The 17,917-nt window shown below is 62.5% G+C and carries 21 protein-coding genes and 1 tRNA gene; 12 read left to right on the top strand and 10 right to left on the bottom strand.

The window, feature by feature from the left end; all coding sequences use genetic code 11:
- The first annotated feature begins 65 nt into the window (after nucleotides 1-65).
- Nucleotides 66-1,145 carry a D-alanyl-D-alanine endopeptidase gene (pbpG, locus tag SR858_RS04605; RefSeq protein WP_019922912.1) on the top strand — a complete coding sequence of 360 codons (1,080 nt, stop codon included), beginning with the start codon at nucleotides 66-68 and terminating at the stop codon, nucleotides 1,143-1,145.
- On the opposite strand, the gene SR858_RS04610 is transcribed toward pbpG, so the two are convergent.
- Entirely contained in the window at nucleotides 1,127-1,906 is a 780-nt protein-coding gene (locus SR858_RS04610; RefSeq protein WP_026637474.1) for an IclR family transcriptional regulator, read from the bottom strand. The two genes, pbpG and SR858_RS04610, sit on opposite strands and share 19 nt — an antisense overlap.
- 103 nt (nucleotides 1,907-2,009) lie before the next feature.
- Between SR858_RS04610 and SR858_RS04615 the strand changes: the two genes are divergently transcribed.
- From SR858_RS04615 to SR858_RS04655, 9 genes are all read left to right on the top strand, one after another.
- Nucleotides 2,010-2,393: a diacylglycerol kinase gene (locus SR858_RS04615; RefSeq protein ID WP_019922910.1), complete on the top strand. Its 384-nt coding sequence runs from the start codon at nucleotides 2,010-2,012 to the stop codon at nucleotides 2,391-2,393.
- A gap of 117 nt (nucleotides 2,394-2,510) precedes the next feature.
- Nucleotides 2,511-3,521, top strand: coding sequence for a sulfate ABC transporter substrate-binding protein (locus SR858_RS04620; protein WP_019922909.1), 1,011 nt, complete (start codon nucleotides 2,511-2,513; stop codon nucleotides 3,519-3,521).
- A gap of 22 nt (nucleotides 3,522-3,543) precedes the next feature.
- Entirely contained in the window at nucleotides 3,544-4,107 is a 564-nt protein-coding gene (locus SR858_RS04625) for an RBBP9/YdeN family alpha/beta hydrolase (RefSeq protein WP_019922908.1), read from the top strand.
- Between the two features lie 33 nt (nucleotides 4,108-4,140).
- Nucleotides 4,141-4,779, top strand: a complete 639-nt coding sequence (locus SR858_RS04630; RefSeq protein ID WP_019922907.1) for a peroxiredoxin — start codon at nucleotides 4,141-4,143, stop codon at nucleotides 4,777-4,779.
- A 109-nt stretch (nucleotides 4,780-4,888) separates the two neighbouring features.
- A complete protein-coding gene (locus SR858_RS04635; protein ID WP_019922906.1) occupies nucleotides 4,889-5,668 on the top strand; it encodes a sulfite exporter TauE/SafE family protein in 780 nt (259 codons plus the stop codon).
- 119 nt (nucleotides 5,669-5,787) lie between these two features.
- Nucleotides 5,788-6,660, top strand: coding sequence for a sulfate ABC transporter permease subunit CysT (gene cysT / locus SR858_RS04640; RefSeq protein WP_026637473.1), 873 nt, complete (start codon nucleotides 5,788-5,790; stop codon nucleotides 6,658-6,660).
- Nucleotides 6,660-7,550, top strand: coding sequence for a sulfate ABC transporter permease subunit CysW (cysW, locus tag SR858_RS04645; RefSeq protein WP_019922904.1), 891 nt, complete (start codon nucleotides 6,660-6,662; stop codon nucleotides 7,548-7,550). Before cysT ends, cysW begins: the two co-directional genes overlap by 1 nt.
- A gap of 1 nt (nucleotide 7,551) precedes the next feature.
- On the top strand, nucleotides 7,552-8,631 hold the full coding sequence (locus SR858_RS04650) for a sulfate/molybdate ABC transporter ATP-binding protein (protein WP_019922903.1): 1,080 nt from the start codon (nucleotides 7,552-7,554) through the stop codon (nucleotides 8,629-8,631).
- On the top strand, nucleotides 8,628-9,557 hold the full coding sequence (locus SR858_RS04655; RefSeq protein ID WP_019922902.1) for a CysB family HTH-type transcriptional regulator: 930 nt from the start codon (nucleotides 8,628-8,630) through the stop codon (nucleotides 9,555-9,557). The genes SR858_RS04650 and SR858_RS04655 overlap by 4 nt, the downstream gene beginning before the upstream one ends.
- Before the next feature lie 41 nt (nucleotides 9,558-9,598).
- Here SR858_RS04655 and SR858_RS04660 read toward each other — a convergent pair whose 3' ends face one another.
- The 5 genes from SR858_RS04660 to SR858_RS04680 form a co-directional block, all read right to left on the bottom strand.
- Nucleotides 9,599-10,642: an aldo/keto reductase gene (locus SR858_RS04660; RefSeq protein WP_019922901.1), complete on the bottom strand. Its 1,044-nt coding sequence runs from the start codon at nucleotides 10,640-10,642 to the stop codon at nucleotides 9,599-9,601.
- A gap of 10 nt (nucleotides 10,643-10,652) precedes the next feature.
- Nucleotides 10,653-11,693: a quinone-dependent dihydroorotate dehydrogenase gene (locus tag SR858_RS04665; protein ID WP_019922900.1), complete on the bottom strand. Its 1,041-nt coding sequence runs from the start codon at nucleotides 11,691-11,693 to the stop codon at nucleotides 10,653-10,655.
- A gap of 34 nt (nucleotides 11,694-11,727) precedes the next feature.
- A complete protein-coding gene (locus tag SR858_RS04670) occupies nucleotides 11,728-12,456 on the bottom strand; it encodes an arginyltransferase (protein ID WP_019922899.1) in 729 nt (242 codons plus the stop codon).
- Nucleotides 12,457-12,562: 106 nt separating this feature from the next.
- Entirely contained in the window at nucleotides 12,563-13,297 is a 735-nt protein-coding gene (gene aat, locus SR858_RS04675) for a leucyl/phenylalanyl-tRNA--protein transferase (protein WP_019922898.1), read from the bottom strand.
- Nucleotides 13,294-13,881, bottom strand: coding sequence for an NUDIX hydrolase (locus SR858_RS04680; protein ID WP_019922897.1), 588 nt, complete (start codon nucleotides 13,879-13,881; stop codon nucleotides 13,294-13,296). Before SR858_RS04680 ends, aat begins: the two co-directional genes overlap by 4 nt.
- Before the next feature lie 173 nt (nucleotides 13,882-14,054).
- Here SR858_RS04680 and SR858_RS04685 point away from each other — a divergent pair.
- Nucleotides 14,055-14,131, top strand: a tRNA-Met gene (locus tag SR858_RS04685).
- Nucleotides 14,132-14,191: 60 nt separating this feature from the next.
- On the opposite strand, the gene SR858_RS04690 is transcribed toward SR858_RS04685, so the two are convergent.
- From SR858_RS04690 to SR858_RS04700, 3 genes are all read right to left on the bottom strand, one after another.
- Nucleotides 14,192-15,142 carry a DNA-3-methyladenine glycosylase 2 gene (locus SR858_RS04690; RefSeq protein ID WP_019922896.1) on the bottom strand — a complete coding sequence of 317 codons (951 nt, stop codon included), beginning with the start codon at nucleotides 15,140-15,142 and terminating at the stop codon, nucleotides 14,192-14,194.
- On the bottom strand, nucleotides 15,142-16,038 hold the full coding sequence (locus tag SR858_RS04695) for a DMT family transporter (protein WP_026637472.1): 897 nt from the start codon (nucleotides 16,036-16,038) through the stop codon (nucleotides 15,142-15,144). Before SR858_RS04695 ends, SR858_RS04690 begins: the two co-directional genes overlap by 1 nt.
- A 128-nt stretch (nucleotides 16,039-16,166) precedes the next feature.
- Nucleotides 16,167-17,189, bottom strand: coding sequence for an XdhC family protein (locus tag SR858_RS04700; protein ID WP_019922894.1), 1,023 nt, complete (start codon nucleotides 17,187-17,189; stop codon nucleotides 16,167-16,169).
- 42 nt (nucleotides 17,190-17,231) lie between these two features.
- Here SR858_RS04700 and SR858_RS04705 point away from each other — a divergent pair, with 42 nt between their 5' ends.
- Nucleotides 17,232-17,396: a hypothetical protein gene (locus tag SR858_RS04705; protein ID WP_019922893.1), complete on the top strand. Its 165-nt coding sequence runs from the start codon at nucleotides 17,232-17,234 to the stop codon at nucleotides 17,394-17,396.
- 108 nt (nucleotides 17,397-17,504) lie between these two features.
- Here SR858_RS04705 and SR858_RS04710 read toward each other — a convergent pair whose 3' ends face one another.
- On the bottom strand, nucleotides 17,505-17,915 hold the full coding sequence (locus SR858_RS04710; RefSeq protein WP_019922892.1) for a surface-adhesin E family protein: 411 nt from the start codon (nucleotides 17,913-17,915) through the stop codon (nucleotides 17,505-17,507).
- Between the last annotated feature and the right edge of the window lie 2 nt (nucleotides 17,916-17,917).

A 17,917-nucleotide genomic window follows, 5' to 3' on the forward strand; every position in this document is an offset into this window, starting at 1 on the left:
CGCAGCATTTTGCTACACTGCAACGATCAATTTGTGACTTTTGTTTGTTCTTCCTGGGGAAATGAATGTATAAACTAGCGCTCAGTGCCGTCATTTCGCTGATGTTTGCCTCCGCCGGCCTGACCACGGCCAGCATCGCTCACGCAGAAACTGCCACGCCCAAGAAGGCACAAGTCAAAAAAACCAAGGCGCGCCAGACCGTGCGCCTGTCCGCGCCCCGGGTGGAAGGCCGCGTGGTCAAGCGTATTACACGCGTCAATGGCCGCAAGAAAGTCAGCTACCAGCGCCTGATCACGGCCGCCCCGGCGTTTGCCACCATGGGCGACCTGGCCGGCCTGTCCGCCACCCGCGATCCGCTCGACCTGAAATCGAACGTGGCGCTGGTGCTCGACCAGGCCAATTCGGAAGTGCTGTTTGAAAAGAATTCCAACATCGCTTTGCCGATCGCCTCGATCACCAAGATGATGACCGGTCTGGTCGTGGTGGAAGCGAACCAGGACATGGATGAAGTGCTGACCGTGACCGACGACGACGTCGATCGCGCCAAGTTCAGCAGCTCGCGCCTGCGCGTGGGCGCCCAGCTGACGCGCGCCAACATGCTGCATATCGCCTTGATGAGTTCGGAAAACCGCGCTGCGTCGGCACTGGGCCGCAACTATCCGGGTGGCAAGCCTGCGTTTGTCGAAGCCATGAACGCCAAGGCGCGCGAACTGGGCATGAGCGACACCCATTACGTCGATTCGAGCGGCCTGTCGAAAATGAATGTGGCCAGCGCGCGCGACCTGGCCAAGCTGGCGATTGCCGCTTATGAACACCCGATGCTGCGCCAGTTCTCCACCGACACCAACGCCATCGTCGAAGCGAATGGCCGTCCGATGCAATTCGGCACGACCAACCGCCTGGTGGCCAGCCCGGACTGGTCGATCGGTTTGCAGAAAACCGGTTTTATCAACGAAGCGGGCCGTTGCCTGCTGATGCAGGCGGTGATCGAAGGCCGTTCCGTGATCATGGTGTTCCTCGATTCCAAGGGCACGCAGTCGCGGGTGGCCGATGCCGGCCGTATCCGCAAGTGGATCGAAGCACTGAAGCCGGCCGCGCTGAACATCGGCGCCGGCGCCGCGCCGGTTTATTCCACCGGCATGTAACCGAGGGTGGCGGAGATCTGGTTGGCGGTAACGACCAGGTCTTCCAGCCAGTCTTCCTGCAAGCGATCGGCCGGCGCCGAGATCGACAGCCCGGCAATCAGTTTGCCGCTATCGTCGCGGATGCCGGCGGCCATGCAGCGCACGCCCAGTTCCAGTTCTTCATTGTCGCGCGCATAGCCGCGCGACTTCACCAGGCTCAGCTCGCGCTCGAGCTTGGACAAATCCGTGATCGAATTCTTGTTGTGGCCGGCCAGCCCGGTGCGCGTGGCATACGCGCGGATGGCCTTGGGCTCATCGACCGATAAAAACAGCTTGCCGGTGGAGGTGAGGTGCAGCGGCCCGCGGCCACCGATGGCGCGCACCACCTGCATGCCCGAGCGCTCCGAGAACGCGCGGTCGATATAGACGATCTCGTCGCCCTGGCGTACCGACAGGTTGATGGTTTGCTGGGTTTTCTTGTGCAGCGCGCGCATGAAGTCCAGCGCCGCTTCGCGTACCGACAGCCGGCTCTTGACGACGTTGCCCAGCTCCAGCAGGCGCATGCCGAGCCGGTAAGTGCCCGGTTCGATGCGGTCAACGAACCGCGTGACCACCATGTCGTTGAGGATGCGGTGCGCGGTGGAAGGGTGCAACCCCGAGACCTTGGACAATTCCTTGAGGCTGACCGGATCCGGGTAGCGCGCCAGCGCGTCGAGCAACGCCATCATGCGGTCGATGACCTGGATCGTGGTCTTTTGCTCTGTCGGTGTCTCTGCTTTCATCATATGGTTGGTGCAATGCAGTAAAGTGATATTACTTTATACCATAATGTGAAAAAACGCAGCACTTGATGCATAATCTTATCTTTTTACACAGACCCCCAACATGGAACCAGTGAGCGAGTTCAAGAGCAAAAGCGGCCTGAAACGGATATTTTCGGCATTTTTCTACTCGATGGATGGCCTCAAGTCCGCCTGGCGCCATGAACACGCGTTTCGCCAGGAGCTGGTGCTGTTCGTCGTCGCCGCCGCCATCGCGCTGGCGCTGCGCATTTCGGCGTTTGAAAAACTGGTGCTGATCGCGGTGATGGTGCTGATCCTGATCGTGGAACTGATCAATTCGGCGATCGAAGCGGTGGTGGACCGGATTTCGCTCGAGCGCCATCCGCTGTCGAAAAACGCCAAGGATTTCGGTAGCGCAGCCGTATTGCTGGCTTGCCTGCTGGCGGCAGCGACCTGGGGCGTGGTGCTGTTCAATAGATTTTACTGAGCAGGAATCTTGCTGAAAAGTTCTATATAAGATTGCGGTATATTGAACTGCTAAAAGCTTAGTTCTCATTTATAAAGGACAGCAGTAATCTGGGGCCTTCACAACCAGGGGATCACGATGCTGTCCAAAAAAATTATTGCCGCTGCCATCCTGGCCGCGACCACTGTTGTTACCGCCGCGCCATCGTTCGCTGCAGATATTTCTTTGCTGAACGTATCGTACGATCCCACGCGTGAGCTGTATGCCGACGTGAACGCCGCCTTTGCCAAGGACTGGAAAGCCAAGACTGGCGACAACGTCAAGATCAAGCAATCGCACGGCGGCTCGGGCAAGCAGGGCCGCGCCGTGATCGACGGCCTGGAAGCGGACGTGGTGTCGCTGGCGCTGGCCTACGACATCGACGCCATCGCCGAGAAAAAACTGCTGGCGCCGGACTGGCAGAAAAAGCTGCCCCACAACAGCACCCCGTACACCTCCACCATCGTGTTCCTGGTCCGCAAGGGCAATCCTAAAGGCATCAAGGACTGGAACGACCTGGTCAAACCAGGGGTGGCCGTCATCACCCCGAATCCGAAAACCTCGGGCGGCGCCCGCTGGAACCACCTGGCCGCCTACGGCTACGCGCTGCGCCAGCCCGGCGGCACCGAAGCGTCCGCTAAAGATTTCCTCGGCAAGCTGTATAAAAACGTGCCGGTGCTGGACTCGGGCGCCCGTGGCGCTACCACCACTTTCGTTGAACGCGGCATCGGCGACGTGCTGATCGCGTGGGAAAACGAAGCGCTACTGGCGATCAAGGAACTGGGTCCGACCAAGTTCGACATCATCGCCCCATCGGTCTCGATCCTGGCCGAGCCGCCAGTGGCCGTGGTTGACAAGGTCGTGGACAAGCGCGGTACCCGCAAGGTGGCCGAGGCTTACCTGAACTTCCTGTACACCGATGCAGCGCAGGAAATCATCGCCAAGAACTATTACCGCCCCGCAGTGGAGAAGGAAGCGAAGAAATACGCCAGCCAGTTCCCGGCCGTCAAGCTGTTCACCATCGCCGATGTCGCCGGCGACTGGACCCGTGCCCAGAAGGTACACTTCTCGGATGGCGGCGTGTTCGACCAGATTTATCAGCCTAAATAAGCAACCGAGGTAATCAATCATCATGGTCCACGCGCTTGCCGAATTCCGTGTCCTGATCGCGCCCGGTCTGCATAACAGCGGACCGGACCACTGGCAAAGCCGGTGGCAGCGTTTGTTCCCGGCCTTCGAGCGCGTGGAGCAGGATGACTGGGATGTGCCCGACCTGGCGCGGTGGTCGGCGCGCGTGGACCAGCTGCGCCAGCAGGGCAGCGATACCCGGCCCACGCTGATCGTGGCGCACAGCTTCGGCAGCCTGGCCACCGTGCACAGCCTGGCGCGCGATCCGTCCAACGTGGCGGGCGTGCTGCTGGTGGCGCCGGCCGATCCGGAAAAATTCGACGTGGTGGACCAGTTGCCGCTGGAACCACTGGCGCGACCTTCCGTCATGGTCGGCAGCACCAACGATCCCTGGATGGCGGCGCCGCGCGCGGCCTGCTGGGCAGAGCGCTGGCAGAGCCGGTTCGTCAACGGCGGACCGCTCGGCCATATCAACGCCGAGTCCGGCCTGGGCGACTGGCCCGAAGGACTGGAAATGTTGTATTTTTTGGCAGAACAAGCGCACAATACGCAATCCCGGACCCACTGATCCACCGATCGGGTCCTCTTTCAGGAGACCACTATGACTTTACGACTGGGCGACGTCGCCCCTGATTTTGAACAGGATTCCTCGATTGGCAAGCTCAAGTTCCACGAGTGGGCGGGCGATTCCTGGGTGGTGCTGTTCTCGCACCCGGCCGACTTCACCCCGGTGTGCACCACCGAGCTTGGCCTGACCGCCAAGCTGAAACCGGAATTCGACAAGCGCAACGTCAAGGCGATCGCATTGTCGGTCGATCCGGCTGAAAAACACGCGGCCTGGATCAGCGACATCGAGCAGACGCAAGACACCGTGGTCGGCTTCCCGATCATTGCCGACGAAGACCGCTCGGTGTCGTCGCTGTACGACATGATCCACCCGAATGCTTCGACCACCGCCACCGTGCGCACGCTGTTCGTGATCGACCCGGCCAAGAAAGTGCGCCTGTCGCTGACCTACCCGATGAGCACCGGCCGCAACTTCGACGAAGTGCTGCGCGTGATCGACGCCCTGCAACTGACCGACGGCTACACCGTGGCCACGCCCGGCAACTGGAAAGACGGCGACGACGTCATCATCCCGCTGACCGTGCAAGATCCGGAAGTGCTGAAGCAAAAGTATCCAAAAGGCTTTACGGCTGCGCGCCCTTATCTGCGCGTGACACCGCAGCCGAACAAGTAATGCATATCGGCGCGCACCAAGTACAGTAAGCGCATAAGCAAATAACGATGCTGTTGTTTGATAATTTCCCCGAAGTAGGTACTCTGCGGCCTACTTTGGGGATTTTTGCATGGATGTATCTTTCGTTGTATCGGGTTTTGCGGTTGGCCTGCTGGTCGGCATGACCGGCGTTGGTGGCGGTTCATTGATGACGCCGCTGTTGACCCTGCTGTTTGGCGTGTCGCCGGCCGTGGCCGTGGGCACCGACCTCGCTTTTGCCTCGATCACCAAGGGTGTGGGCACGTTCACCCACCGCCTGCGCGGCACCGTGCACTGGGATATCGTGCGCCGCCTGTGCATCGGCGCCTTGCCGGCCGCGCTGCTGGCCAGTCTCTCGCTCAAGTATTTCGGCACCCTCAACCAGGACATCGGCCAGCTGATCCGTTACATGATCGGCGGCTCGGTGCTGCTCACCGTGGTTGCCTTGCTGTTCAAGCGCAAGATGCTCGAGTGGATCACCGCGCATCCGGAACGCCAGCTGCAAGGCCGCTCGCTGGCGCTTGCGACCATCGTGTCCGGCGCCGTGCTGGGGGTGCTGGTCACCATTTCCTCGATCGGCGCCGGCGCCATTGGCGCAACCGTGCTGGTGCTGCTGTACCCGCGCCTGACCGCTGCCGAAGTGGCCGGGACCGACATTGCCTACGCGGTGCCGTTGACGGCGATTGCGGCCATCGGTCACTGGTGGCTCGGGTCCATCGACTGGAATCTGCTGCTGGCGCTGCTGGTCGGTTCGCTCCCGGGCATCACGCTTGGTTCCTACGTGGCGCGCGCGGTGCCCGAGAAGCTGCTGCGCGGCTTGCTGGCGGTGATCCTGGTAACGGTGGCCTTCAAACTGATTTTTAAAAGCTAGGAATGCTGGACTCGTTATAGCTGATTGATCTAACTAAATAAAAATTGCTTCGTTTGTAGAATGAAGCACAAGTGAGACTATGCAGCCCTTATAGAAGTTTATGTAATAAGGGAGCGTACATGTCAGCAGTCTTAGCAGCGCCCGCCACGGCACCCGTTGCCGCACGGGGCGCGCCTTTCCGCGTGATGCCCGGTTTCCGGCTCTCGCTCGGGTTCACCATCTTTTACCTGGCGTTGATCGTCCTGATCCCGCTGTCGGCGATTTTCCTCAAGACCTTTACCATGACCTGGGAAGGCTTTATTGCCGCTGTCACATCCGACCGCGTGATGGCCTCGTATCGCCTGACGTTTGGCGCCTCGCTGATCGGCGCCTTCATCAACGTCATCTTTGGCGGCATCGTGGCCTGGGTGCTGGTGCGCTACGAGTTTCCGGGCAAGCGCATCGTCGATGCGCTGGTGGACCTGCCGTTCGCGCTGCCCACCGCCGTGGCCGGTATCACGCTGACCGCGCTGTACTCGGCCAACGGCTGGTTCGGCCAGTTCATCGAAGGCGTGCTCGGCATCAAGGTGGCGTTTACGCCGCTGGGCGTGGTGGTGGCGCTGACCTTTATCGGCTTGCCGTTCGTGGTGCGCACCGTGCAACCGGTGCTCGAGGACGCCGAACGCGAGCTGGAAGAGGCCGCCGCCAGCCTGGGCGCCAATGCGTTCCAGACCTTCAGCCGCGTGGTGTTCCCGACGATTTTGCCATCGCTGATGACCGGTTTCGCGCTGGCGTTTGCGCGCGCCACCGGCGAGTTCGGTTCGGTGATTTTCATCGCCGGTAATATGCCGATGGTGTCGGAAATCACGCCGCTGTTCATCATCACCAAGCTCGAGCAGTACGACTACGCCGGCGCGACCGCAATCGCGGTGGTGATGCTGGTGGTGTCGTTCCTCATGCTGTTGGCGATCAATCTCTTGCAAGCCTGGGCTCGCGGAAAGTCGGGTAAATAATGAGCGGTGTTAATACTCCTGCGCGTCGCGGCGAACTGCCGTCGGCCCCGCAAATCCTCGAGCCGCGCTGGGTGCGCAATGCGCTGATCGCGGTCGCGCTGCTGTTCCTGACCGTGTTCCTGTTCGTGCCGCTGGTTGCCGTGTTTGCCGAAGCGTTGCGCAAGGGTTGGGAAGCGTACGTGGCCGCCATCGTCGAGGAAGACGCGATCTCGGCCATCAAACTGACCCTGATCACGGCCGCGATTGCCGTGCCGCTGAACCTGGTATTCGGTATTGCGGCGTCGTGGTGTATCGCCAAGTTCGAGTTCCGTGGCAAAAGCTTTTTGCTCACGCTGATCGACTTGCCGTTCTCGGTGTCGCCGGTAATTTCGGGCCTGATTTACGTGCTGCTGTTCGGCGCCCAGGGCTGGTTCGGCGAGTGGCTGTACAAGCACGACATCAAGATCCTGTTCGCGGTGCCGGGCATCGTGCTGGCGACCATTTTCGTGACGTTCCCGTTCGTGGCGCGCGAGCTGATCCCGCTGATGCAGGCGCAGGGTAGCGAGGAAGAAGAAGCGGCCATCGTCCTGGGCGCCTCGGGCTGGAATACCTTCCGCCGCGTGACGCTGCCCAACATCAAGTGGGGCCTGCTGTACGGCGTGATCTTGTGTAATGCCCGCGCGATGGGCGAGTTTGGCGCGGTGTCGGTGGTGTCCGGCCACATCCGTGGCGAGACCAACACCATGCCGCTGCAAGTGGAAATTCTCTACAACGAATACAACTTTGCCGCAGCCTTTGCCGTGGCGTCCCTGCTGGCCTTGCTGGCCCTGGTGACGCTGGCCCTGAAATCCTTTATCTCCTGGCGCCTGAACGAATCGCGCGTCGAAGATGCCCGTATCAAGGAGCAGTAACATGTCGATCGAAGTTAAAAACATCAACAAGCGTTTCGGCGATTTCGTCGCCCTCAACAATGTTTCGCTCGACTTCCCGCAAGGCGAACTGACCGCGCTGCTGGGACCGTCCGGCTGCGGCAAGACCACCTTGTTGCGCATCATCGCCGGCCTCGAACATCCCGATTCGGGCCAGGTGCTGCTGGATAACGACGACGCCTCGCACCGCCATGTGCGCGAGCGCCAGGTGGGCTTCGTGTTCCAGCACTATGCGCTGTTCAAGCACATGACCGTGTTCGAGAACGTCGCCTTCGGCCTGCGTGTCAAACCGCGCGCCGAGCGGCCGTCCGAAGACCAGATCCGCCGTAAAGTAAAAGACTTGCTGGAGCTGGTGCAACTGGACTGGCTGGCCGACCGCTATCCGCCGCAACTGTCGGGCGGCCAACGCCAGCGTATCGCCCTGGCGCGCGCGCTGGCGGTGGAACCGCGCGTGCTGCTGCTCGACGAGCCGTTCGGCGCCTTGGACGCCAAGGTGCGCAAGGAACTGCGCCGCTGGCTGCGCCGCCTTCACGACGACCTGCACGTGACCAGTATTTTCGTCACCCACGACCAGGAAGAAGCGCTGGAAGTGGCCGACCAGGTCGTGCTGATGAACAAGGGTAACGTTGAGCAGATCGGCGCGCCGGACCAGGTGTACAACCATCCCGCGTCGCCGTTCGTGTACGGCTTCCTTGGCAATGTGAACATGTTCCATGGCCGCGTGCAGGACGGCATCCTGGCCAGCGGCGACGCCAGCTTCCAGGTGCCGGGCCAGCAAAATGGCGAAGGCAAGAACGGCAAGGGCACGGCGTATGTGCGCCCGCACGACCTGGAAATCGACCGCTACACGCCGGGCGCCGAAGGCATCGTGGTCAAGCTGCGCCGCGCGCACGCGATCGGCCCGCTGGCCCAGCTCGACCTCGAACGCGGCGACACGTCCGAGCTGATCGAGGCGGTGATGTCGAACGAACGTTTCACCAATTTGCAGCTCAAAGAAGGCGAGACCCTGGTCGTGCGGCCGAAGCGGCTGCATGTGTTTGTCGATGCAGGAGCGCCGTTATGAACTTCCAGCAATTGCGCTCGATCCGCGAAGCGGCCCGGCGCGGCTATAACCTGACCGAAGTGGCCAACGCGCTGTTCACGTCGCAACCGGGCGTGAGCCGCCAGATCCGCGAGCTCGAGGACGAGTTGGGCGTGGTGATTTTCGAACGCAACGGCAAGCGCCTGACCGGCATGACGGAGCCGGGCAAGGGCATCCTGAAAATCATCGACCGCCTGCTGATCGAGGCCGAAAACCTGCAGCAGGCCAGCCTCGAATACACGGGCCAGCAAAGCGGCACCCTGAGCGTGGCAGCTACCCACACCCAGGCCCGCTATGCGTTGCCGAAGGTGGTGCAGGGCTTCCGCGCCGCGTACCCGGACGTGCGCATCGCCTTGCAGCAGAGCGCGCCCGAGCACATTGCCGAATGGATTTTGTCGGGCAAGACCGATATCGGCATCGCCACCGAGGGCCTGTCGCAGTTCCCTGACCTGGTATCGTTCCCGTGCTACCGCTGGAGCCACATCATCGTGGTGCCGGACGGCCACCCGCTGCTGTCGCGCAGTCCGATCCGGCTCGAAGACCTGGCGGAATTCCCGCTGATTACGTATGACGTGGGCTTTACCGGCCGCGGCCATATCGACGCGGCCTTCAACCAGGCCGGCCTCAAGCCCGACATCATGTTGACGGCGATGGATTCGGACGTGATCAAGCAGTACGTGTCGCTGGGGCTGGGCGTGGGCATCGTGGCGTCGATGGCGTTCGACCACGGCCGTGACAAGGGCATGCGCGCGGTGGAAGCGTCGCACCTGTTCGCGTCGAACACGACGCGCCTCGCGGTGCGCCGTGGCGCTTACCTGCGCTCGTATGCGTACGACTTCATCCTGCAATTTGCGCCGGATCTGAAGCGGTCCGATATCGAGACCGCGTTGAATGGTGGCGGCGACTAGCCACCACCGGTAGTGCTTATTGGGAGTGCTTACTGCGGTGATTACTGGCCGGGGTTGGTGATGCGGGCGTGAATCGCATTCACCGCCTCGACCACCTCCGGCGACAGTTTTACTTCAAACGCATCGATATTTTCCTTCAACTGCGCCAGCGTGGTGGCGCCAATGATGGTCGAAGCCACGAACCAGCGCGAGTAGCACCACGCCAGCGCCAGCTGCGTCGGCGTCATGCCATTCTCGCGGGCGAGTTTGGTGTACTGCGCCACGGCCTCCAGCACCGATGGCCGCAGGTAGCGCGGGCTCCAGCTTGGCGGGAAGATGGTCAGGCGGCCGTGCGCCTTCGGATCGTCGTGGTACTTGCCCGTCAACTGGCCGAACGCCAGCGGGCTGTATGCCAGCAATCCCACGTTTTCACGGAAGCAGGTCTCGTCCAGCAGGCTGGTCTCGTAGTGGCGCGCGGTGAGGTTGTACAGGTTCTGGATCGACGCGATGCGCGGCAGGCCTTTCTCGGAGTGCTTGATGAACTCGCTCACACCCCAGCTCGATTCGTTCGACACGCCGATCGCCCCGATCTTGCCTTCTTTAATCAAATCGCCCAATGCCGCCAGCGTGTCTTCGATGGCCACGCAGTCGCGCTCGTTGTCGGGATTGAACACGGTGCTGCCGAAGATCGGCGTGTTGCGGCTGGGCCAGTGCAATTGGTATAAATCGATATGGTCGGTTTGCAGCCGCTGCAAGCTGGTCTCGACCGCTGCGCGCAGGCTGGCCGCGTCCAGGTTCTGCTTGCCGTCGCGTACCCAGGTCAGGTTGGGATTGGGCCCGGCCGCCTTGGTGGCCAGCACGACCTGGTCGCGCAAGCCGCTTTTCTTGAGCCAGGTGCCGATGTAGCGCTCGGTGGAACCTTGCGTCTCGGCGCGCGGCATCACCGGGTACATCTCGGCGGTATCGATGAAATTAATGCCGCGCTCGAAGGCGTAGTCGAGCTGGCTGTGCGCCTCGGCTTCGGTATTCTGCTCCCCGAAGGTCATGGTGCCGAGGCAGATTTTCGAGACGTTCAGGCCGCTCGCGCCCAGTGCTGTTTTTTCCATGTCGTTTCCTTTATTTGCCACGCACAGCGTCGGCGCAGTCGCGCACCAGGGCCGGGCCGGCATAAATCAAGCCGCTGTACAGTTGCACCAGTTGCGCGCCGCAGTCCATTTTTACTTTCGCGTCCGCCCCGCGCATGATGCCGCCCACGCCGATGATCGGCAGCGCGTCGCCCAGTTCCGCCTTGAGCAGCTTGATGACAGTGTTCGACAGCGCGAACACGGGCGCGCCCGACAGGCCGCCGGCTTCGGCGCCGTGCCGCATGCCGGTCACCGCGTCGCGGCTCAGGGTGGTGTTGGTAGCGATCACGCCATCGATCCGGTGGCGCACCAGCGCGTCGGCAATGTTCTTGACCTGGTCGCCGTCCATGTCCGGTGCGATTTTCAGGGCCAGCGGCACGTAGCGCTTGTGCTGGTCAGCCAGGCGCAACTGGGCCTCTTTCAAGGTGCCCAGCAGGCCGTCGAGCTCGGAGCCGCCTTGCAGCTGACGCAGGTTCTTGGTGTTGGGCGACGAGATGTTGACGGTGACATAGCTGGCGTACGGATAAACTTTTTGCAGGCAGTGCAGATAGTCGTCGGTGGCGCGTTCGATCGGGGTGTCGGCGTTCTTGCCGATATTGAGGCCCAGCACGCCGGCCTTGTCCTGGTAAAAGCGCGACGACTGCACATTGGCCACGAAGGCATCGACACCGCCGTTATTAAACCCCATGCGGTTGATGATGCCGTGCGCCTCGGGCAGGCGGAACATGCGCGGCTTGGGATTGCCGGCCTGCGCACGCGGCGTGACGGTGCCCACTTCGATCGAACCGAAACCGAGGTCGGCCAGCGCGTCGATATAGGCGCCGTCCTTGTCGAGGCCAGCCGCCAGGCCCACCGGGTTCTTGAACGTGATGCCCATCACCGTGCGCGGATCGGCCGCCGGTTGTTTGACCAGCTTGGTCAGGCCAAGCGCGGCAGCGCGCTTGAGCGCGGGCAGGGTGGTGTGGTGGGCTTGCTCGGCGTCCATGGAGAACAGCAGCGGACGGGCCAGGGAGTACAGGAAGTTTTGGGACATGAGGGCGCTCTGGATGTTGTTCGCCCGTATTTTATCAGTCGCCCAGTACACTCCACACGCCTTTGATGCGCGCTTCCAGCGGTTTGAAGTTGGTTTTATAGGACATTTTCTGGCTTTCCTTGATCCAATAGCCAAGATATACGTAGGGCAGCTTCAATTCGCGCGCCTGCGAGATTTGCCAAAGGATGTTGAACGTGCCGTACGACGCGCCTTCGACGTCGGGATCGAAAAACGTGTACACCGACGACAGGCCATCGGACAGCACGTCGATGATGCTGACCATGCGCAGCACGCCGCCCGGTTCGCGAAACTCCACCAGCCGCGTGTTGACCCGGCTTTGCAGCAGGAACTGGGCATACTGGTCGCGGCTGTCCTGGTCCATGCCGCCACCGGCATGGCGCTTGCTCTGGTAGCGCAGGTACAAATCGTAATGTTCGTCGGAGAAGGACAGCGTGGCCACGCCCGCGATCAGGTCGCCATGGCGTGCCCACGCACGGCGCTGGCCTCGGCTGGGCAGGAATTGATCGACCACCACCCGCACCGGGATGCAGGCCTGGCAACCGTCGCAATACGGGCGGTAAGTAAAGATGCCGCTGCGCCGGAAGCCGTTCTTGACCAGTTCCGAATACACATCGGCATTGATCAGGTGCGACGGGGTGGCGACTTGCGAGCGTGCCTGGCGCCCGTCGAGATACGAGCACGGGTAGGGCGCGGTGGTATAAAACTGCAGCGTCGCAAAAGGCAGTTCGTTCAGGTGCGTCATGCCGGTCCTAGTTCGGTGCCCCATACTTGGTGTATGACCGGGCGGTTGTTCTTTTGACCAATAATAGCGTTAATCAAGGAACCGTGTCGCAGGATTTTGCTCCAGCTTAACGGCGCGGAGCCAGCGGCGCAATCGGTTCCCAGTCCTTGATTTGAGGTAAGCCAATATTGTTGCGCAAGTGTACTAAAAAGCGCTCACGCGGAATCGGTGCGGCGCCCAGCGAGGCCAGGTGGTTAGTTTCCTGTTGGCAATCAATCATCTGGACGCCATGGTCTTGCAAGAACCGCACCAGGTAAGCCAGGGCGATCTTGGAGCCGTCCGTCACGCGGGCAAACATCGATTCGCCATAGAACATGCGCCCGATCGAGACGCCGTACGCGCCCCCGACCAGTTCGCCATCAAGCCATACCTCGGCGCTGTGTGCGTAGCCCAGCCGGTGCAAGCCGGTGTAGCCGGCAATGATGTCTTCCGAAATCCAGGTGCCGGGGCCGTCGCGGCGCGGTGCGGCGCACGCGCGCATGACCTGCTCGAATGCACTATCGAAGCGCACCTGCCACCGTCCGCCGTCCGGGTTGGTGCGTTCACGCTCCACTTTGCGCAAGGTCTTGCGCAGGCTGTCGCTGACCCGGAACTGGTCGGTCATCAAGACCATGCGCGGATCGGTGCTCCACCACAGGATGGGCTGGCCTTCGGAAAACCACGGGAAGATGCCGTGCCGGTAAGCCGTCAACAGCCGCTGCGGCGACAGGTCGGCGCCGGCGGCCAGCAGCCCCGGCGCCTCGCGGGTGAGCGCGGTCGAGACATCGGGGAAGGGGGTATCGGTGTCGAGCCAAGGGATCACGTGGCATCGTCCGAACGCATGGCCCGGTGGATATCGTGTTCATGGAAACCGTAGTCGTCCCGGGTACCCGCTTCGCGCATGCGGGCACGGTCGGCAAAGAACAGTTCGAGCGTGGCGCGGATGGTGGGGAAGGCCAGGTCGTCCCACGGAATCTCCGCCTCGCTGAACAATTGCACGTCCAGGCTTTCGATGCCGGGCGCAAAATCGAGGTCGAGCAGGGTGGCCAGGTAAAACATGTGCACCTGCTGTACGCGCACCACGTTCAGCATCGAAAACAGCTTGCCGAGTGCGATGTGGGCGCCGGCTTCCTCCTCGGTTTCGCGGATCGCCGCCTGGGCCGTGGTTTCGCCGTTTTCCATGAAGCCGGCAGGCAGGGTCCAGTAGCCATGACGCGGTTCGATCGCGCGCTTGCACAACAGCACCTTGAGTTCGCCGTCGCGCTCCCAGACCGGGATCGAACCCAGCACCATTTTCGGATTTTGATAGTGGATCGTGCCGCAGTTGGTGCAGACAAAACGGGGGCGGTTATCGCCAGCGGGGATCGTCAGGGTGACGGCGGCGGCGCATTCGGAACAATATTTCATAGGCAGATGCTGACTGGTCGGGATGGTTTGTTCATTTGCCTACTTTACACCGATTGCGGCACGCGGACATGCCCGTTGAAAGGGGCTCTGCGGATTTATTCGGCCTATCGGCAATCATTTCGGGATTAATATTGCCTAATCCCCTGAACTGCCCTATAATACATCCATACAGACGCGGGGTGGAGCAGTCTGGCAGCTCGTCGGGCTCATAACCCGAAGGTCACAGGTTCAAATCCTGTCCCCGCAACCAAATACTAAAAACGCTGATTTCGAAAGAAGTCAGCGTTTTTTTCATTTGCGCCGTGATTTTTTACTCATCGCTGACGGGCGGATGCAAACTCGCCCACAAGTGCGCCGCCGCCATGGTCCGGTGCGGGGCATAGCGTGCCAACAGTTGTTCGGTGCGCGCCATGGCGGGCTTGGCGTCTTCGCCGAGCAGCGCCTGCAGAGCGGCGCGGATGGCGACGTCCCCGTGCAGCGAACAGTCGGCATGGCCGTAGCCGCGCAGCAGGCCGTAATTGACGGTCCACGGGCCGATACCCTTGATCGCCAGCAGCGCCGCCGAAATCTGTTCGATGCTGTTGGTGGGCGAAGGCTCGAGATCGAGCGCGCCGCTGTGCACCAGTTGCGCCAGCCGCAGCAAGGTCTCCGCTTTGGCACGCGAAAATTTGCGGGCCAGCAGTGCGTCGAGTTCCAGCACCGCCACGTCCCCTGGTCCCGGGTAACACCACAAGCCGCTGCTGTGGCGGCGCCCGGCCAGCTCGATCAGGGTGCGGCGCAGCGCGATGGCGAACGACAGGTTGATCTGCTGGCCGATCACGGCCCAGGTCAACGCCTCGAACACGGTGGCCGACTGCACGATCAGCAGGCCCGGTTGCGCGCGCACCAGCGCCCCCAGCAGCGGATCGTCGGCAGCAAATGCGCAAAACGGCGCCGGATCGATGCGCAGGCCGAGGATGTTGAGCGCGGCGTCATGCGCTTGCACTTCCAGGCGGCGGCGCGTGGCAGCGGACATCTTGCCGTCGGCGTGCACCGTGCAGGTCGCGCGTCCTGGCAGGCTGGCGCTGCCGTATCGATCAACGGCCAGGCCCTCGAAGGCCACGTCCAGCAGCACCGGCACGCCGCCCAGCATCACGCCCTTGCGCAGCCGGGTTTCACTGACCTGCTCGGCCACCGCCTCGGTATCGCGGCGGTGGAAGGCCAGCACGTCGTGCAGGCGATAGCCGGGCGCCAGCTCGAACGTGAAGGTGGGGCCGGCCATCAGGCGCGGGCCTTGCGCAGCGCGCCGAATTTCGGACGGAAGCCCGTCACCAGTGCAGTGCCCACGACCACGATGCCGGCGCCGGCGACCGTGTACCAATGGATCGTTTCGTCGGCGAACAGCACGCCCCACAGGATGCCGAACAGGGGACTGAGGAACGTCACGGTCAGCGCCGACGACGGCCCCACGTCCTGGATCAGGCGGAAGTAGATCAGGTAGGCCACGCCGCTGCACAGCACCCCCAGCGCGATCACCGCGCCCATCACGCCGATGGTGGGCGTGGCCGGCGCCGGGAAGAACGGCACCACCGGCAGCACCAGCAGCACCGAGGCCCACATCGAACCGTGGGCGTTGGCGAACGGTTCCACGCCTTGCGCACTGGCCGCGCTGCTCGTGTAGTTACTGGCCACGCCATACATGAACGAGGCGCACAGCACGGCCACGATGGCGATGCCGGCGCCGGGCTTGGACGTCACGTGGTCGAAGCCGACCAGCAGCGCCACCCCGCACGCCCCTAACAGCAGGCCGATCGCCACCTTGGGCGTGATCGGGTGACGCGACCACACCGCTGCGATCAAGGTGCCCCACAGCGGCGTGCTGGCGTTGAGCACCGCCATCAGCGACACCGACAGCGTGCGCGCGGCAAACGCGAACAGGAGAAACGGCAGCGCGGAATTGACCAGGCCCAGGATCAGGTAGTGTTTCCAGTGCTGGCGCAGGGCCAGCGGCTTTTTCAGCACCAGCGCCATCACGGCCAGGAACAGCGCGGCAAACAGCACGCGGTATTCGATCAGCACCGGCGCACCGAGCACGGGCGCGGCGATGCGCATGAAGAGGAAAGAGCCGCCCCAGATGGCGGCGAGGAAAATCAGGCGGAGGAGGTTGGCTGTGCTCATGGTGCCATTGTCCCGCAGCGCGCAGGGGAATACCAGCCGGTTCTTGCTTTTATCCTGCACGGCTTGGCGCGGTGGCCGAACCCGGAAGGGACCCGGCGTCCCCGCCCGGCCCCCTTTGGGCTTTCAGACTAAACAGCGCCGGTCTCCACCACGCACACATCGGCACCCGGCGCAGTGGGTGCCGCCGCGTGCGGCACCAGCATCCCTGTCGGCACGCCGTTCTTGGTCGCGGTCAGTTCGGCCAGGATCGAGATGGCGATTTCCGACGGCGTCTTGCTGCCGATGTAGAGGCCGATCGGCCCGTGCAGCCGTGCCAGTTGGGCCGGCGTCAGGTCGAATTGCAGCAGCCGCTCGCGGCGCTTGCTGTTGTTCAGGCGCGAGCCGATCGCGCCGACATAAAACGCGTCGGACTTCAGCGCTTCCATCAGCGCCAGGTCGTCGAGCTTGGGATCGTGGGTGAGCGCGACCACAGCGCTGCGATGGTCGAGCCGCATGGCGGTGACCGTATCGTCGGGCATGTCGTGCACCAGCTGCACGCCGTCCACGTGCCAGCCGGCGCGGTATTCCTCGCGCGGGTCGCACACGATCACGTGATAGTCCATGGCGGTGGCGATCTGCGCCAGGAAGCGCGACAACTGGCCGGCGCCGATGATCAGCAACCGCCAGCGCGGACCGTGCAGCGTGACCATGGCGCGGTCGCTGACCTGCATCTGCGCGCCGGGCGGCGCCACCGACAGTTCCACCGCACCGGTGTGCAGGTCGAGCCGGCGCTGCACCAGTTCGTGGCGTTCGAGCCGTTCGAGCAGCTCGGCGATGCGGCTGTGCTGTGCCAGCGGTTCGATTGCCAGTTCGATGGTGCCGCCGCAGGGCAGGCCGAAACGGTGCGCCTCGTCGGCGGTGATGCCGTAGCTGACGATTTCGGGCGCCGTGCGGCTGATGCCATGATCGCGCACGCGTGCGATCAGGTCGTCCTCGATACAGCCGCCCGAGACCGAGCCGATCACGGTGCCATCGTCGCAGATGGCCAGGGTGGCGCCGATCGGACGCGGGCTGCTGCCCCAGGTCTTGATGACGGTGATGAGTTCACAGCGGCGCCCGGAGGCGATCCACGCGGCGCTGGTTTTGAGTACTTCGAGATCGATGCTGTCCATGGTTGGAATATACTATGCCTCTCCGAACCGTGCAGGCACGCCATGACCGAACCGAATCATTACGAAGACAGGGAGGACGACTACGACGATGAAGACGCTCCGAAATTCGGCCGCCTGCTGCTGGTGCTGGTCGGCGTGGTGCTGCTGTGCGGCGCGCTCACGTGGCTGATGGCCACCGTGTTCCCGGACTTCCCGAATTTCACCTGACGATGTTAGATCGACTGGCAAAGCTTACAGAGCAAGGCGCAGCGACGAAGACGGTACGAGCGTACGGCGAGGAGCTGCAACGCAGCTCTGGAGGCTTTGCCAGGCGATCTACGGCTTGCAGACGATGGCCAGTGCATTGTCATACGGGCTGTCAGGGACGATATCTTCCGCCGTGAATTTCTCGTACTTGTAGGTTTCCAGCGCCTCGCCTTTGCCCATGGCTTCCGGGTAAAACACCTGCGAGAGCAGGACAGTGGTGCGGTCTTCGCAAGAATACAGGTGCAGCGCCTTCACCGATTTGTACGGCTTGCCTTCGGGCGAATTCTGCGCGCGCGCGAACGAGTGCAGCGACCACACCTTGCGCGTTTTTTCCTTCTTGATCACGCTGGCGCGGTCGATGTAATAGACATTGCCGGCGCCGCCCGAGGCGCCGCCCACCTTGGCCCATTGCGCGGCCTGGGCGCCGCCCGCTGCCGCAAACAACAGGCACACCACGACCGACAGGGTGGACTTGTTCATCG

The organism is Duganella zoogloeoides (assembly GCF_034479515.1).
Lineage (GTDB): Bacteria > Pseudomonadota > Gammaproteobacteria > Burkholderiales > Burkholderiaceae_D > Rugamonas > Rugamonas zoogloeoides.